The sequence below is a fragment of the Paenibacillus sp. FSL H7-0323 genome (assembly GCF_038002725.1).
GTDB classification, from domain to species: domain Bacteria; phylum Bacillota; class Bacilli; order Paenibacillales; family Paenibacillaceae; genus Paenibacillus_AQ; species Paenibacillus_AQ odorifer.
In genome coordinates this window covers 4,089,338-4,106,682 of record NZ_JBBODB010000001.1, presented here as the reverse complement: position 1 = coordinate 4,106,682, position 17,345 = coordinate 4,089,338, and the positions used below count along the sequence as shown (strand labels likewise).

At 47.9% G+C, this 17,345-nt stretch carries 14 protein-coding genes; 12 read left to right on the top strand and 2 right to left on the bottom strand.

All coding sequences use genetic code 11. From position 1 onward, the window contains the following. Positions 1–368: 368 nt before the first annotated feature. Positions 369–3,548, bottom strand: coding sequence for an S-layer homology domain-containing protein (locus MHH89_RS18565; protein ID WP_341087815.1), 3,180 nt, complete (start codon positions 3,546–3,548; stop codon positions 369–371). Between the two features lie 282 nt (positions 3,549–3,830). On the opposite strand from MHH89_RS18565, the gene MHH89_RS18560 reads away from it, so the two are divergent. The 8 genes from MHH89_RS18560 (at position 3,831) to MHH89_RS18525 (ending at position 11,665) form a co-directional block, all read left to right on the top strand. After that, positions 3,831–4,652: an ABC transporter ATP-binding protein gene (locus tag MHH89_RS18560; RefSeq protein WP_081389081.1), complete on the top strand. Its 822-nt coding sequence runs from the start codon at positions 3,831–3,833 to the stop codon at positions 4,650–4,652. Between the two features lie 106 nt (positions 4,653–4,758). Further along, positions 4,759–5,562: an ABC transporter permease gene (locus MHH89_RS18555; RefSeq protein ID WP_076128755.1), complete on the top strand. Its 804-nt coding sequence runs from the start codon at positions 4,759–4,761 to the stop codon at positions 5,560–5,562. A gap of 35 nt (positions 5,563–5,597) precedes the next feature. Continuing rightward, positions 5,598–6,485, top strand: coding sequence for an ABC transporter permease (locus tag MHH89_RS18550; RefSeq protein ID WP_339188546.1), 888 nt, complete (start codon positions 5,598–5,600; stop codon positions 6,483–6,485). A gap of 24 nt (positions 6,486–6,509) precedes the next feature. Then, complete coding sequence (locus MHH89_RS18545; protein ID WP_036680291.1) at positions 6,510–8,117, top strand: FAD-dependent oxidoreductase; 1,608 nt, start codon at positions 6,510–6,512, stop codon at positions 8,115–8,117. After that, the gene (locus MHH89_RS18540; protein WP_076307272.1) at positions 8,114–8,446 is read left to right on the top strand and encodes a 4Fe-4S dicluster domain-containing protein; all 333 of its coding nucleotides are present in this window, start codon (positions 8,114–8,116) and stop codon (positions 8,444–8,446) included. The genes MHH89_RS18545 and MHH89_RS18540 overlap by 4 nt, the downstream gene beginning before the upstream one ends. 47 nt (positions 8,447–8,493) lie before the next feature. After that, on the top strand, positions 8,494–9,558 hold the full coding sequence (locus MHH89_RS18535) for an ABC transporter substrate-binding protein (RefSeq protein ID WP_076282670.1): 1,065 nt from the start codon (positions 8,494–8,496) through the stop codon (positions 9,556–9,558). A 158-nt stretch (positions 9,559–9,716) separates the two neighbouring features. Then, the gene (locus MHH89_RS18530) at positions 9,717–11,327 is read left to right on the top strand and encodes an FAD-binding protein (protein ID WP_340394636.1); all 1,611 of its coding nucleotides are present in this window, start codon (positions 9,717–9,719) and stop codon (positions 11,325–11,327) included. Continuing rightward, positions 11,324–11,665: a 4Fe-4S binding protein gene (locus tag MHH89_RS18525; RefSeq protein ID WP_076099941.1), complete on the top strand. Its 342-nt coding sequence runs from the start codon at positions 11,324–11,326 to the stop codon at positions 11,663–11,665. Before MHH89_RS18530 ends, MHH89_RS18525 begins: the two co-directional genes overlap by 4 nt. Before the next feature lie 66 nt (positions 11,666–11,731). Here the strand turns inward: MHH89_RS18525 and MHH89_RS18520 are convergent, their stop codons facing one another. After that, a complete protein-coding gene (locus MHH89_RS18520) occupies positions 11,732–12,277 on the bottom strand; it encodes a glutathione peroxidase (RefSeq protein ID WP_038573366.1) in 546 nt (181 codons plus the stop codon). 623 nt (positions 12,278–12,900) lie between these two features. Here MHH89_RS18520 and MHH89_RS18515 point away from each other — a divergent pair. The 4 genes from MHH89_RS18515 to MHH89_RS18500 all read left to right on the top strand — a co-directional run bounded on the left by MHH89_RS18515 (position 12,901) and on the right by MHH89_RS18500 (position 17,305). Beyond that, complete coding sequence (locus MHH89_RS18515) at positions 12,901–13,977, top strand: bifunctional 3-deoxy-7-phosphoheptulonate synthase/chorismate mutase (RefSeq protein WP_076277139.1); 1,077 nt, start codon at positions 12,901–12,903, stop codon at positions 13,975–13,977. Positions 13,978–14,172: 195 nt separating this feature from the next. Next, entirely contained in the window at positions 14,173–15,615 is a 1,443-nt protein-coding gene (locus MHH89_RS18510) for a SulP family inorganic anion transporter (protein ID WP_076185450.1), read from the top strand. A gap of 187 nt (positions 15,616–15,802) precedes the next feature. Then, positions 15,803–16,285, top strand: coding sequence for an RrF2 family transcriptional regulator (locus tag MHH89_RS18505; RefSeq protein WP_076137019.1), 483 nt, complete (start codon positions 15,803–15,805; stop codon positions 16,283–16,285). A gap of 21 nt (positions 16,286–16,306) precedes the next feature. After that, entirely contained in the window at positions 16,307–17,305 is a 999-nt protein-coding gene (locus MHH89_RS18500) for an LLM class flavin-dependent oxidoreductase (protein WP_076308759.1), read from the top strand. The last annotated feature ends 40 nt before the right edge of the window (positions 17,306–17,345 follow it).

The window sequence follows — 17,345 nt, the reverse complement described above, 5'->3', positions numbered from 1 at the left end:
GAGCATATAAGTGTATTTTGTACAGTTATAACTCATCGAATAAATTGTCCCCAAAAAATAGCTGTATTCAGTACACTTATTTTCATGATTTCCTCAGCTAAAGGTGGTTTTTCTGGATTTTAATTGTATAGAATACAGTTATATTCAGGACAACCCCTTTTTTATACGAAATAAGTGTACAGAATGCAACTAAATCAAAGATTGGGTTTAGATTCGGCGATTAAAATATACGGGGAATCCGGAGGAGTTATTCCGAGGTTTACCCAAAGTCGACTTAACCCTACGCAATGCAGATAAACAAGCAGGCAGTGTTTCTCCAATATCTGGAGGCTCACTGCCTGCTTGTTTTTTACATTAGAAAGGGCTGCTTAAGGAGTATGGCTTCCAAAATACTGGTAAGTTCCTTTGGGATATTGATTCCACTCGCCCTCAAGTGAATACTGCTGTGATCCAGTGTATATACCAGATTTACGGACAATAGTTCCACCTGTGGAGAGGAATTGCTGAGTAGAGGTAGGGTCACCGAGAACATCCACGATTTGGCCGTTTTTCTTCAGTACTAATGCTGTAATATTATATGTTTTTGGATTATATAGACTCAGTTCATCATTGTAATAGGAGATATTCATTAAATCAAATGCGTCCCCAAAAGTAGAATCTATAAACATATACGGCATTGCTACAGGTACAGGAAATAATGGCCGGGAATAAACCTGTTTGGTTTGGGTGGCTTTCATAAATTGGTGAACTTCAAGGGTGTAACCTTCTGCTTTTCCTGCGGGATTACCATTTCCTTTATAGTACAGCTCAACTGCGATTCTGCCGTCACCGCCGTCCAGATACTCTGAGAAGAATAGCTCAGAGGTACCCTGTGAAGCCACGCTTATAGATAATACAACCGCTTTGCCATCAGAACCTACTATCCATACCGTTCCTGGACTTGTAGGACCATTCCATATAGCTCCATTCAGAGTTGCAGGTCCGCTCAATGAACCTGTGCTGCTTTCTGTATACACTTTAAATTGACTCTCATTAGGAATCAGCTTGGAAATATCGAAGGAAATATTGGATACACCTTGCTTGGTGGTTATTGGCACAAAGCCGTTGTTTACAAGCTGGGCTGTAATCAAGGTGAAAGTTGAGGTAGCTGAACCTCCTTTATCATCCGTTGCTGTGAGGGTCACTAAACCACTAGCTGAACTATTAGCTGCCGGAGTTACCGTCAGAGTGTTGCCATTAAGGCTAAGTGTACCAGCATTTAAGTTATCTATAGAAGCTGAATAAGTAAGCATGTCATTGTCGGGATCTTGAAAAAGCTGGGCCAGATCAAATGTACGTGGTGCAGTGATACCTGGTGTTAAGAGTTGAGTAGTGATTCCAGATATCGCAATTGGTGGCTGATTAGACGTTACAGTGAATGCAAAAGTAGCAGTGTTAACGCCACCTTGGCCGTCCATTGCTGTTATTGTAATCATGGCTGTGCCTGAATCGACCGGCACAAGGTTGAGATGATTCCCATTTACAGATACAGTGGCAACGCTAGCGTCAGAGGATGCAGCTGCGAATGTAAGCGGGTCGCCGTCCGGATCAATGAACACATTACTGATGTCGACGTTTTGGACACCACTTGTGATCAGAGCAGATATTGGATCAATATTATTTTGCACGACTGGTGCATGGTTCACCGGAGTAGGACTAGGAGTCACTACGGGAGTAGGCTCAGGAGTCGTCACCGGAGTAGGACTAGGAGTCGTCGCCGGAGTAGGACTAGGAGTCACTACGGGAGTAGGCTCAGGAGTCGCGACCGGAGTAGGACTAGGAGTCATCACCGGAGTAGGACTAGGAGTCGCGACCGGAGTAGGTTCAGGAGTCGTCGCCGGAGTAGGACTAGGAGTCGCGACCGGAGAAGGACTAGGAGTCGCGACCGGAGTAGGGCTAGGAGTCGCTACGGGAGTAGGGCTCGGAGTCGTCACCGGAGTAGGACTAGGAGTCGCTACGGGAGTAGGCTCAGGAGTAGGCTCAGGAGTAGGCTCAGGAGTCGCTACGGGAGTAGGGCTCGGAGTCGTCACCGGAGTAGGGCTCGGAGTCGCGACCGGAGAAGGACTAGGAGTCGCTACGGGAGTAGGCTCAGGAGTCGTCGCCGGAGAAGGACTAGGAGTCGTCACCGGAGAAGGACTAGGAGTCGTCACCGGAGAAGGACTAGGAGTCGTCACCGGAGAAGGACTAGGAGTCGCCACTGGAGTAGGGCTCGGAGTCGCGACCGGAGTAGGCTCAGGAGTCGCTACGGGAGTAGGCGTCGGAGTAGGACTCGGAGTCGGATCGCTCACGGAGTTAGCAGACGTGGACGAAGTATATGCAGGAGCAACGGCTCCTGATGCATTTTGAACCTTTTGGATATTATCTTGAATGGCTGTGTAATTTGTTATGAAATGTGAAGGCAGACTGTTGCCAGGCAACTGCAGATTTTGAATAGACAAGGAGGGATCGATGGTGATCCTAGCGCCGCCTTCGACTATTTTTAAGGTTTGCAGGGGACCGCTGCCATGAATAGTAACTGGAGTTATAGAGTCCACAATGATCTGCCCAATTTGGCCCTGAAAAGTTATACTCGAAACGCCATTTTTAATCTTTAGATCACCGGTAACATTACCTTTAATAACAACATCATTTCCAGAAATATTGAGCAAAGAACCGGAGGGAAAGCCGGAGGTATTTAGTTGAACCCCTTTTTGTACAATTTCAAGCTCTTGCAAACCATCTACATGACGATTCAAGGAATTGAACTTAAGGACAGCTCCTCTTAAAGCATCATGGTTGCTATCACCCATTAATTCTTTGAGTGTACCTTCAATGAGGTAAGGCGTGCCATTGATCGTTACGAAATCTCCATCTATATTGTCGATCGTTGCAGTTTGTTGTTCTTCTTTAAAAATATTCAGCAGAAAAGAAGCCATATCCTGCCGCTGAACAGTACCTTTGGGGCTGAACATATCTTCGGGAGAGTCTATAAGTTTAAGACGTAGTGCGACATCAGTATACTCTTTTGCCCAATTGCTGATTGTGGATTCGTCATTAACCTTGTTGGCTTGTCCGCCTTGTGCTCCAGTTCCGCGGATGGCACGTACAAATATAACTGCAAGCTCTTCCCTAGTTACAGGTCTGGATGGATTAAAATTACCTGTAAGATCACCCTCCATAAATCCTGCCTTTTTAACAGCCTCAATAGCGGAGACACTCCAACTGGAATCAGATACGTCTCTAAAGGAAGAAGCGGAATTCACTGAGGAATCTAGCTTTAAGGTCTTCGCTAAAATGGCTGCCAGCTCTTGGCGAGTCATAGCTGCAGTGGGTCTGAATTGTCCATTGGGATCGCCTTTAAGCAATCCTAGACGAGCAGCCTCGAGGATTGCGGCACTTTTCGTCTGTTGTATTTCGGTTAAATCGGAGAACGGTGGAGTGATTTCAGCTGCAGATGCATAGAGAGTACCACCGAACAAGGTGTTAAGGGCAACAAGTGTTGCTCCCCATTTTAATGATATGCTTTTCAAGCAAAAGCCCCTTCCTTAGAACCAATTTGTCATAAGCTTACTTCATTATATCGACGCAAAAGCAAAGTTTTTTAATACTTTCATCCTACTAAAAGTGATTAAATTCATTGCTTTTCTAACTTATGAACTAGAAATAACTCCACTTCTATTCCATAAAAGGGCTTGTTTTTTGTTGACAGCTTATAAAATCGATGATATTTTAAATATTATAATTCCAATTGATTTACTTTGAATAATGATTGCCGACTGTTCCTACAGAGGTATTGCGAATGTAAAAACGCAATGCCTCTGTTTTTTTTGTCCATACAGATTAAAGGAGGGGTCAAGGTGGGAGAAGCGTTGCTGTCTATTTCGAACCTAAATAAACGTTTTGAGTCTGCCGGTGGTCATGTTCAAGCACTCCATAATGTAGATCTCCATGTACAGGAGGGCGAATTTATTACAGTCATCGGCCCCAGCGGCTGTGGAAAAAGTACACTATTACGCATCGTAGCCGGTCTGGATAGCGGGTACACTGGCAGTGTCACCCTGGAAGGGGCGGAGATTGGGGGTCCTGGGATCGATAAGGGTTTTATTTTTCAGGAGCATCGCCTCTTTCCCTGGCTTACCGTTGAGAAGAATATTGCCTCTGATTTACCGCTAGGGAACAAGGAGGTTAGGCGGAAGGTCGATGAATTGATTGATCTGGTGAAGTTAAATGGATTTGAGAAATCTTATCCCCGCGAGTTGTCGGGAGGGATGGCCCAGCGGGTGGCAATAGCTCGTGCACTTCTGCGCAATCCGAAAATACTGCTGCTGGACGAACCGTTTGGTGCACTGGATGCATTCACTCGGGCTCATATGCAGACGGTATTGCTGGACATTTGGCGGGCTAACCAAACAACCATGATTTTTGTGACACATGATATTGATGAGGCTGTGTTCTTGGGGAATCGGGTAGTGATTCTAGAGCCGCGTCCCGGGAAAATACGTAAAATTGTACCGATAGATTTACCGTATCCACGGAAAAAAACAACGACATCCTTTCAAGAGCTGCGTTTGAAGGTGTTGAATTATTTTGAAAAGGTAGATGAGCTAGAGCTTACAGACGGAGCCGGAATATAAAATAGGTCGACCATACCCATGGAGACTTTCGAAGGCATTAACATTCGAGGGTCTCTTTCTGTTTATTTAAAGTGATTGTAAAGCTGAAAAAAGGTGGGTTCAAAGTATGACAAATCGGGCTGTAGTCATAAGAACTTCCGGAAGACCCGGAAAGGTGGCAACACTAGGACTTGGTCTTTTGCTGCCGGGCAGTGTGCTAATTCTGTGGCAGACGCTCGGGCATTATGGAATGATCTCGGAGATGCTGTTCCCTACGCCGTATACGATTGCGGAATCTTTTGTAACTTTAGCGGCTTCAGGCGATCTGTGGCCGAACTTTAGAATCAGCTTGGTCAGAGCCTTTTCTGGATTCCTGCTAGGTGGTGGACTGGGTCTGCTGTTAGGACTTCTCGTAGGCCTGTTCCGCAGATCGGAGAAGCTGTTAGATCCTTCCCTGCAAATGATCCGCATGATTCCCAGTCTGGCGGTAGTACCGCTGTTCATTTTATGGTTCGGGATCGGTGAGGAGTCGAAGGTGCTATTGATTGCTAAGGGAGCTTTTTTCCCGCTTTATATCAATACGTTCATGGGAATTCGCGGCGTGGATAACAAGCTGTTCGAAGTTTCCCGGGTACTTGGCTTCAGCCGATTGAAGCAGATTGGCAGGTTAGTACTTCCAGCAGCGCTGCCGAACATTATTCTTGGAGTGCGTCTCTCTCTAGGGCTTTCTTGGCTGGGGTTAGTAGTGGCAGAGCTTATTGCATCTACCTCAGGCATTGGATACATGATGTCCGACGCGCGTCAATTCGCGGACACACCAGTGGTGTTCGTGGGAATTATTATTTTTGCCGTAGCTGGATTGTTGAGTGATTCCATTGTTCGTTACATTGAACGACGGTTGTTGAGATGGCAAGACAGTTATCGCGGATAACCTTGAACGCTCATTAAACAAAAGGGGGATGCACCATGAGCGATGGAGTAGAAGCTATTATCAAAAATACTAAAAGAGCCAGAGAAACGCTGGATAGCAGCGGCACAGCTCCTTTATCCAAGAAGACACCGAAGAAACCTGCAATACAAGTTGCATGGAAAACCCTGCTCTCTGATTGGGGAATGGGTGCAATTATCCCGGTGGTGACGTTAGTCCTTTGGCAGCTGGCAGGGAGTACGGGGCTGGTCTCCGCAACCTTTTTGCCGACTCCGCTTTCGATTGCAAGAGCTTTTACCGACTTGTTGGTTACTGGAGAGTTAACTCATCATCTGGGTGTCAGCATGGGTAGGGCGGGCATCGGATTTCTTATTGGAGGTGTGTTGGGTCTTCTATTCGGCGTACTGACTGGCTTGTTTCGCAGTGTAGAATATGTGCTCGATCCTAGCGTACAAGTGCTTAGGCTTGTTCCCCATTTAGCTATAGCGCCGCTCATTATTCTCTGGTTCGGGTTTGGAGAGATGTCAAAAGTTGTGATCATTATGACAGGCTCATTTTTTCCGCTCTATATTAATACGTTTATGGGCATCCGCAATGTGGACAATAAATTGTTCGAAGTAGCTCGTGTATTGGGATTCAGTCCATATCAGAAGCTGCGCAGGCTTATACTCCCGGCGGCGCTGCCTGGAATTTTGTTAGGGCTAAGGTTGTCGCTGGCTGTAGCTTGGATTGGTTTGGTTGTAGCAGAGCTTATTGGATCACAGTCAGGTATTGGGTTTCTTATCAATGAAGCGAAGCAGAACTCTAATACAGAGGTTGTATTCGTAGGCATTATTATTTTCGCAATTGTCGGTAAGCTGATCGATTCCTTGTTCCGGATTATTGAACGAAAGTTCCTGTTCTGGCGCGATAGTTACGAAGGCTAAACAAACTGAGGAGGTCTTAAACATATGAGTGGATCGGTGAAAAAAGGATCGGTGAATTTGGTGGCAGACGTGCTCGTTATCGGAGGAGGTCCGGCAGGAACGTGGGCAGCCCTTACTGCATCAGCGAAGGGGGCCAAAGTAATCCTTGCAGATAAAGGGTACTGCGGTTCAAGTGGGGCAACGGCACCGTCGGGAACGGGAGTCTGGTATGTGAAGCCGGATGAGAAGCTCCGGAAAGAGGCAAAAGCAAGTCGTTATGCGCTTGGCGGGCAGCTGGCTGAATCTCGCTGGATGGACCGGGTGCTGGATCAAACCTATGCCAATATGAACAAGCTGGGTGTTTCCGGTTATCCATTCCCCGTAGATGAGCAGGGCAATCAATTCCGAAGAAGTCTGCAAGGACCGGAATATATGAAATTAATGCGTAGGCTGGTGAAAAAGGCAGGCGTTAAAATTCTAGATCACAGCCCAGCCTTGGAACTCCTGGCAGATGAGCATGGCGTAGCTGGAGCGGCTGGAGTTCATACCCAGAGTGGAGAAACCTGGACTGTTCAGGCAGGAGCAGTCGTTATTGCTACCGGAGGCTGCGCCTTCCTAAGCAAGGCACTTGGCTGCAACGTGTTGACCGGAGATGGTTATCTCTTCGCTGCTGAGGCTGGGGCGAATCTGTCCGGCATGGAATTCTCCAATGCCTATGCGATCTGCCCTACGTTCTCTTCGGTGACCAAGACGGCGTATTACAGCTATGCCAGCTTTTATTATGAGGATGGAAGCATTGTGGAGGGAGCCGGTTCCAAGAAAGGCCGTTCTGTAATTGCCCGGAATCTGTTGGCAGGTAATCAGGTGTACGCCAAGCTGGATGGGGCACCAGAGGATTTAAGACCGCTGCTGCGGGTGGCGCAGACGAACTTTTTCCTTCCATTTGACCGCCAGGGAATTGATCCGTTCAAGGATGCGTTTCCGGTTACTTTGCGGCTCGAAGGCACGGTTCGGGGGACGGGTGGCATTCATATTACAGATGAAAGCTGCGGCACAGGTGTTCCCGGACTTTACGCGGCAGGAGATGCTGCTACCCGCGAGCTGATTTGCGGAGGTTTTACTGGCGGTGGCAGCCATAATGCGGCGTGGGCGATGTCTTCAGGTTCTTTTGCTGGTGAAGGAGCTGCTGTCTATGCACAGAGTCTGGGGTCGCACGCTGCGCAGCGTAGTCCAGTCGGCTTATCATCATCACCACTGGTGCATCAGGAAGTGAAGCCGGGAGTGGCAGCCCAAACAGCAGAGTATGTGTCTGCTGTACAGGCTGAGGTGAAGCCGTATGATATCAATTTGTTCCGGACAGAACAAGGGCTGACGTCTGCACTAGATCGTCTGGATGGATTGTGGAAAGAGCAACGAAGCCGCGAAATTCAGCGTACGCCAGAAGGGGTCAAGGCACGGGAAGCCGAAGCCATGACCGCAACAGCCCGCTGGATGTACAATTCTGCACTTGCTCGTACAGAGACGAGAGGCATGCATAAGCGTGAGGATTTCAAGGCTACAGATCATGGCCAGCATCACCGCTTGATCAGTGGCGGATTAGATCAGGTATGGGTGAAGACGGAAGCCGTGGCTAAGGAGGGTGTTCTATCGTGATTGAGGTGATCAGCGCTGCCAGATGTGTAGAGTGCAACCAATGTGTATCTGTCTGCCCGACTAATGTTTTCGAACGGGTAGAGGATGGCATTCCTGTTATTGCCCGGCAGAGTGATTGCCAGACTTGCTTTATGTGTGAGCTGTATTGTCCTGTCGATGCTCTCTACGTTGCACCAGACTCTGAGAATATTATTGGTGTGACAGAAGCGGAACTTCAGGAGCAGAAACTACTTGGCGGTTATCGTGAAAAAGTAGGCTGGGGTAAGGGCAGGCAGCCGGTGGCAAGCCATGACTTTATGTATAAATTGGCGTCGAGGGCAGGGTTCTGAGCTGGATCAAGATTTAAATAAATAGCATAAACCTAGGGGGAGAAACAATGAAACAAGCGTACAGAGAGATTCAAGGGAAACGTTCTAGGAAGATTCGGTTTGCACTTTTAACTACAATTATGATGGCCATGCTGGTGCTTCAGGCTTGCGGAAATAATACGGGCGGCAATGGAGCATCTGCCTCCGGGGGATCAAATACGGAGAAGGCGGGAGAAGGGGCCACGAGCACGAGCAATGTTCCAGCGGTATTGAACTTTGGGTTTATCGGTTCCAACAAATTGAATGTGCCCGGCGGTGCAGAGGGTTGGGGCTTTTATAAAGGGATTATTCAAGAAGAGTTGAAGAAATACGGCATTACTGAAGTGAAGCTTACTGGCTTTCCAAACGGTCCGGATCAGACAGAATCCTTGATTAGTGGTCGGCTGGATATCGGCAGCCTTGGAGATACACCTGCTATTATTGCCTACGCTTCTGGAGCCAAGACCCGTCTGATTTCACAATCTTCCGCGAACACGATTGGTTATTTGATCGGCAAGAAGGATGGGCCCAAGACGGTGAAAGATCTGCAAGGTAAAACTATCGCGATTCAAAAAGGCTCCTTCATGCACCGTTATGTAGTTGGATTACTACAGGAAGAAGGCGTGACCGACTACAAACTCGTGCATATGCTCATTCCTGATGCTACTGCAGCTTTAGCCCGTGGAGATGTAGATGCTACAACAAATCTAGGTGTTCCTGCGCTGAAGCTGATTGACCAAGGTTACACTCACTTGGATGATGCCTCGAAGCACCCGAACCTGCTTGGTTCTAGCGCAACAGTTGTGTCTGAGGATTATCTGGCGAAATTCCCTGATTTTCCGAAGGTATGGAACGAAGCTAGAGAGAAAGCCTTGGCAGACTTGAAGCAGCATGAAGATGAGTATTATCAATTTCTGGCTGAAATCGGAGATACAACGCCTGAGCTGGCGAAGCAAGTGAATCCGATTAGTGATATCAAGGATACTGCGTTCACTGATGAAGGAACAAAGCTGCTGGACGGTACCAAAAACTTCCTCGTCGAAGAGAAGTTAGCGAAAAAAGACTTCAATATTAGCGATTGGCAGCTGAAATAAGTTGCTTAAAGGTTGCTTTAATTGAACTTAAGATTCTTCTGTAAAGGTAATTGAGTGACTGCGGTGAATGTTTGGACTTTCGGCCGCCTCTCCGCCACTCCTCCCTTTAGTGATTTTTAAGTTCAACTAACTCAGCTAATGGTGTAGGAGGAAAAAATATGTCGCAGCTTAAGAAGGAAATGACAGTGGATGTCCTCGTGCTTGGCGGAGGTCCTGCTGGGGCGTGGTCGGCATGGAGTGCAGCCTCGCAAGGTGCAAAGGTAGTCCTGGCGGATAAGGGCTACTTGGGCACTAGTGGCGCGACTGCACCGGGAGGAACAACGTTGCTAGTTATTCCTCCCATTGCCGAGCTGCGGGAGCAGGCAGTGCAGGCCAGACTTAAGGCAGGCGGATATTTATCGGAGAATGCTTGGATTCACCGGGTGCTGGATCAGGTAGAGCAGAACCTGGCTCAAGTGGAGCAGTGGGGGTATCCGTTTCCGAAGGATGAAGAAGGAAACTCACTGCGTACCCATCTCCATGGACCAGAATATATGCGGATTATGCGAAAAGTTGTGCGCAAAGCAGGGGTCACAATTCTTGATCAGTCACCAGCGCTGGAACTTCTTCACGATGAACACGGTGTTGGTGGAGCGCGTGGGATCAACCGCCTGACAGGAGAGTCCTGGGAAGTGAAGGCAAATGCCGTTGTGATGGCTACCGGCGGCTGTGCTTTTCTCAGCAAAGGTCTTGGTTGCAACGTGCTGACAGGGGAAGGATTGTTGATGTCCGCAGAGGTGGGAGCTGATCTTTCGGGTATGGAATTCAGCCGCCAATATGCGCCAAGCTTTGCGGACGGAACCGTAACACGTGGACGCATGCTGGCTTGGGCCACTCTCTATGACGCGGACGGTCATCCGTTGCATAGAGGGGATCGGACCTTTGGCAGCATTCCTGAGCTGATGCTGAAGGGTCCGGTTTACGCTTCGCTGGATCTGGCAGACACCGCGGAGAAACAGGATTTCCTGCGCAAAGCGCATCCGATTTTCTTTATGCCGCTGGAGCGGGCGGGAATTGATGCGTTTAAGCAGAAATTCCCGCTTACCCTGCGCTATGAGGGCACGATGCGCGGCACTGGGGGTCTGCGCTTGAGCGGCACGGATTGCCAGACGACCGTGCCCGGACTCTATGCGGCCGGAGATGCCGCATCTCGCGAGAAAGTGACCGGCGCCATCTCCGGCGGCGGGGCTTATAACGCTTCCTGGGCCATGTGCAGCGGAAGCTGGGCTGGACAGGGAGCCGCGCAGCATGCGCTGTCCTGCCGAGGACAGGCGAACAGCCGCAAGCTGACCGCAGCGGGACGCTACGGGCTGGCGGCTGGCGCCGATGCCTCGGAAACGCTGGAGGTGAAGCCGCTAATCGCGGCAATCCAGCGTGAAATCTTGCCGCTGCAGATCAATTATTTCCGCAGCGAGCCGGGCATTTCTTCAGCCTTGAAGCGGCTGAATGCCTTGATGCCCTATTTGAACGGGCAGGCTCCTGCCAGCGTTCAGGGCATCGTGCAATCACGTGAAGCCGCGGCTATGCTCGCGGTCGGCAGGTGGATGTACACCGCGGCACTCGCCCGGAAAGAGACCCGCGGACTGCAAAAGCTAGCGGAATATCCGGAGCTTGATCCGCGCCAGACTCACCGGCTGAGCTTATCCGGTATTCAACATATAAGCGTCAGTACAGAGGCTGTACCCCATGCTCATGAACTGAATGCGCTGAAGGAGGGGCAAACGATATGATCGAATTAATCAGCTTGGAGCGTTGTGTTGGTTGTAAGCTGTGTACGAAAGTGTGTCCGACGAACGTATTCGAAATGCAGGGGAAGATTCCGGTCATTGCCCGTCAGGAAGATTGCCAGACCTGTTTCATGTGTGAAGCTTATTGTCCTGTAGATGCTTTATACGTGGCACCACAGGCGGATCAGCTGATCGGTGTAAATGAGGAGGCGCTGATTCAGTCAGGTGTGTTGGGAAGCTGGCGTGCTGAAATCGGCTGGGGACCTGGTGCGAATGGTTCGATGGCGGAGAGGGACACGACTCCTTATTTTGAAGTGTTTACCGAGCAGTACCGAACATGATTAAGCAGATGCTTAAACCCAAAAAATCCGCCCGAAAGCTGGGCGGATATTTCATATATTAGAAACTTATAGCAGGGCTTCGATAGCTGGTTCAATATCCAGCGGGTCCACCGTAGATTCGAATCTAGTGACCACATTGCCTTCGCGATCAATCAGGAATTTAGTGAAGTTCCACTTGATTTCGTCATTGTTCAGAGCCTCTGGATCTTTGTCTTCAAGCATGCTTTGCAGCAGCTTTCCTGAAGAATGGTTGATGTCGAACCCTTCAAATCCAGCCTGTTCTGTCAGGTAGGTGAAAAGAGGGTGTTTAGCTTCGCCTTTTACGTCAACCTTTTCAAAGAGTGGGAAGGTTACCCCGTAATTGATTTGGCAAAATACATTAACCTCTTCATTGCTGCCGGGTTCTTGCTCTCCAAATTGATTGGAAGGAAAGCCGAGAATTTGGAGGCCGCGTTCCTCGTACCGCTCATAAAGCTTTTGCAGATCTGAATATTGGTGGGTAAATCCGCACTTACTTGCTGTATTCACTATCAGTAGCACTTTACCTTTGTATTGCTCTAGCTCGATATCTTTTCCCCGAATACTGCGTGCTGAATATTGATAAATGCTCATGGCTGCTACATCCCTTCAGTTATCTATGCTTTTTGAAAAAGAACAGGAAATATTTATAATAATTAAATTGTAAACAATTCAATTATCGCTGTCAAACAATACAGCTTGAAGGAATTGGAACCGTAATTGCCAGGTTGGAATAGGATAGATAATGGGTATGGATCAGTCAAAAAAATTTATTGCGTTAAAGCTACTCTGCGTTCCATTATTATCTTGCATCGGGGACGTTTTTTGATTAAGATAGCAGAAACCAGCGCAAAAGCCGCGCTGACATAGATAAAGACTATGACGAAGAGAGTAAGCATTATAGCGGATCTTAACAGGGAAGGCGTGCCGGAGACTGAGAGCACCCTCATGAGACGATTAATGCCGAAGTTCACTTCCGAGTTGGCCCCTGAAGTAGTTTGTCACAGGTTGTGGCAGGTATGAGTAGGGAGGCCCGCGCCCCGCGTTACCGGGTGAAAGACAGAATTAATTCTTAGTCAGGGGAACATGAGATTCTATTCCTTTGTGCTAGTATTCGGGTTAATTCTAAATAAGGGTGGTACCACGGCTCCTCGTCCCTTGCGACGGGGGGCCTTTTTGCGTTCCAAATTATAATAAAAAGAGGGAGTGGAAGGGTAATGAGTAACGTGGAATTGGATGTTCTTAGAGGTCGTCTGGATGAAATTAATGGGCAATTGCTGGAGCTGATCTCCGAGCGGGCTAAGATTGTTCAGGAGATTGGAGGAGTAAAAGAAAAACAAGGTGTCCCTAAATTTGATCCAGAACGGGAAAAACAGATGCTGGATAAGCTCGTAGCGAGCAACAATGGCCCTTTCACTAACGGGACGATCCGTAGCCTCTTCAAACAAATTTTCTCAGCTTCTCTGGACTTACAAACAGATGATCATAAAAAAACTTTACTGGTAGCCCGCAAGAGCCACAAAGAGGATACAGTGATTGTTCTGCCGGGAGATGTAACGGTTGGCGGTCCTTCTTCACTGATGGTAGCCGGACCTTGCTCTGTGGAAAGTGAACTGCAGACTCGCACCGTAGCTGCCGCCCTGCAAAAAGCCGGAGTACGTGTAATGCGTGGCGGTGCCTTCAAGCCTCGGACTTCACCTTATGATTTCCAAGGGCTGGGAATGGACGGTTTAAGAATATTACGAGAAGCAGCAAATGAATATGGACTGCTGACCATCAGCGAAATTGTAGATCCAAGACATATTGAAGAGTCACTTGATTATGTGGATATCATCCAGATTGGTGCACGTAATATGCATAATTTCGAGCTGCTAAAAGCGGTCGGAGAAGTCGACAAGCCGGTACTGCTGAAACGTGGATTGGCTGCCACACTCGATGAATTCATCCATGCAGCGGAATATATCATGTCTCGTGGAAACACACAGATCATGCTGATTGAACGTGGAATTCGTACCTATGAAAAAGCGACCCGTAACACGCTTGATATCTCAGCAGTGCCAATTCTCAAACAGGAATGTCATTTGCCAGTATTGGTTGATGTAACTCACTCGACAGGCCGCAAAGACATCCTTATTCCATGTGCGAAAGCCGCACTCGCAGCTGGAGCTGACGGTATTATGGTGGAAGTGCATCCTGATCCTGCAACGGCATTGTCTGATGCCGCTCAGCAGCTGAACATTGATGAATTCAACACCTTCTTTAATGAAGTGAAGGCTTCCGGATTGTACCGGTAATCTAGAAATATAGAATTTGCTTGATATTTTAAGGATTCGCTAGAAAATGAGGTGTATAAGCGCTTACAAGTCTAACTAATCTTTTTGTGAAGGTGAAGGTGGGTCGAGTACAATAAGCAACATTAGCGTTGCACCGGCCCCGGGTCTTTTCTGACAAAAGATCCACACATTTTAATAGTCACAGGAGGAAAATAGATTTTGAAGCAGCTTACCTTAAATAATGGGTGGTTTTCTAACACTCGAACCGATATTTTATCGGGGATGACCGTAGCCGTTGCGCTGATTCCTGAAGCGATCGCTTTTTCGATCCTGGCGGGAGTAAGTCCGATGGTTGGTTTATATGCCTCTTTTTGCATTGCGATTGTAACAGCACTTGCCGGAGGCAGACCCGGAATGATCTCGGCGGCTACGGGAGCTATGGCTCTGTTAGTCGGAAGTCTCGTACTGGAACACGGAATAGAGTATCTGTTCGCGGCAACTGTATTGGCTGGCGTGTTTCAGATATTGATGGGGATGCTAAAGCTGGGGCGGTTTATCACGTTTTTGCCACAGCCGGTTATGACGGGTTTTGTCAACGCGCTGGCGATACTGATTTTTATGGCACAGCTTACCCATTTTAAAGGACAAGGCTGGGTGATGTACGGACTGGTAGCTCTGACCTTGCTTATTATCTACACGGTTCCTCGGTTTACCAAAGCCGTACCTTCAGCACTTGTAGCGATTGTTATTGTTTCTATTCTTAGCATCGCTCTTCATCTGGACGTAAGAACCGTAGGCGATATGGGGAATATTACAGCAACTTTGCCACTATTCCATCTCCCGCAAATCCCATTTACGCTGGATACGCTGCTTATTATTTTGCCATATTCACTTTCGCTGGCTGTAGTTGGGCTATTGGAATCCCTGATGACTGCCACCTTAATAGATGATATTACGGGCACAGGTAGTGATAAGAACAGAGAGGCGAAGGGACAGGGGCTTGCGAATGTAGTCACTGGTTTTTTCGGAGGGATGGCAGGCTGTGCGATGATTGGCCAATCGATGGTTAACATGAAGTCAGGAGGACGCACGCGTCTGTCCACGTTTGTATCAGGGATCTTTTTATTATTCTTAATTATCGTACTTGGCGATGTGGTGAAGCAGATCCCGATGGGTGCGCTCGTCGGCGTAATGATAATGGTCTGTATCAGCACCTTTGAATGGGGCTCACTCAAAACTTTAACCCGTGTTCCGCTAAGCGATGCGCTGGTTATGATTGTGACGGTGGTCACTGTGGTGGTTACGGACAACCTTTCTATTGGGGTTTTGTTTGGAGTTCTGCTAAGTGCTTTAACGTTTGCTTGGAAAATAGCTTCGATCCGCCTAACTGTTCAGGAAGCAACCTCTTCCAAAACATATGCGGTATCCGGCCAGTTGTTCTTCGGCACGACAAGCCACTTCATTCATGAATTCGCCTACGATAGCGATCCGGATCATATTATTATCGATTTTTCACACTCCCATGTGTGGGACCAATCCGCTGTCCATGCCATAGCGAAGACGATGAGCAAATACGCCGAGCATGGTAAAAAAGTCACCATTACCGGACTTAATGACCAGAGCTCACAGCTGGTTCAGCGGGTGGGATTATCCATATGAAAAAAGATTGCGCTATATGCGCGATCTTTTTTTTATAGCAGATATTAACTGAAAGAAAGGCCAGCAAGGTTTTACTTTGGGTTTAAAATAATATAAAATATAAAGTGGATAATGTTTATCCGTTTTATACGCGGATGGTATTATCTCAGTTTGAATCAAACTATTTACGTAAATAGAGGTGCTGTACATGCATATGAAAACAGGGGTAGAGCAGTCGGTATATGCACTGGTTCTACTCAACATGCTGCCGGATAAGGCGGTGTTGTCTGGGGAAGCGATTAGCCAGCAGCTCGGAGCATCGGCGACCTATTTTCAGAAACTGTTAAGAAAGCTGGTAACCGCAGACATCATCACGTCTGTTCCCGGCATTAAAGGCGGTTTTAAATTAAAGAAAAGCCCTGAAGATATTCGTGTATATGACGTTTACCTCGCGGTGGAAGGCCAGCAGTCGCTGTATTCATCGAATGGTATTCTGGTAGATATGTTGGATTTAGAAAAAGAAGACAGCTGCTGCCTGTTATCGAATCTGATGGAAGAAGCTGAATCCTCTTGGAAAGCCGTATTAAAGCGGGAGACTATTGCTTCGTTGTCGGAGGAAATGCGTGGTGAACGCTTTAAAGATAAGATTGCAGCCCTAGAGGAATGGGTCAGTAATAAAATGGTCATCTAACCAAAGAAGGGATGTATTCGCATGAGATTAAGCATATTGGATCAGGCACCCGTGACAAGCGGCAACACTGCGGAAGGTGCCCTGAATAAAGCAGAAGAACTCGCTATTCTAGCAGATGAGCTGGGATATAGCAGAATGTGGATGGCAGAGCACCATGGCGGAAATACATTTGCTAGCTCAGCTCCGGAAGTAACGGCTGCCCGTTTAGCCGCCAAGACCAACCGTATTCGAATCGGCACCGGCGGTGTAATGATGATGCATTATTCTCCGCTTAAGCTGGCTGAAGTATTTAAAACGTTAAGTGCTTTTTCCCCGGGGAGAATTGATTTTGGTGTGGGACGAGCTCCTGGTGGCGATACAAGCGCCATGTACGCTTTATCTGAAGGCCGTGAGTTAATGCTGCATAATATGTATGACAAGCTTGGCATTACCATGCAGCTGCTTAGTGATCAGATTCCGGAAGATGAGCTATATGCCAAAAATCTCGCTGCTCCAACGAAGGTGGCGCTCCCTGAAGTATGGTTGTTAGGCTCGAGCGGCAATAGTGCGCGAAAAGCTGCACAAATGGGAGTCGGATACTCCTTCGCACAATTTTTTAATGGTGCGATGAATAATGAGATCTTGGACCATTACCGGAATAACTACCAGCCTTCTATCTTTATGGACAAACCAGAGATCAGTGTATCCTATATGGTGACCACAGCAGAAACGAAGGAAGAAGCTGAGTATGAAGCATTACCGCAGGATATTTTTCGGTTGATGATGAGTAAGGGCCGGATTACTCAGGTGCTGACACCAGAAGAAGCTCAGAACATTTCGCTATCGGAAATTGACCGGATGTCAATCAAGGAAGGGCGCAAGATTCATTTAGTTGGTGCGGTTAAAGACATCGCCGTACGTTTGCAAGAAGAACAAGCACAATATGGATTCCAAGAAGCAATGATATGCAGCATCCCACATTCGCAGGAGAAACGGCTAGAGGTTTACCGGCTACTGGCGCGTGAACTGCTAGGCTCTTGATTCTGGATAGCTAACCTTAACCCGCATTTGATGCGGGTTT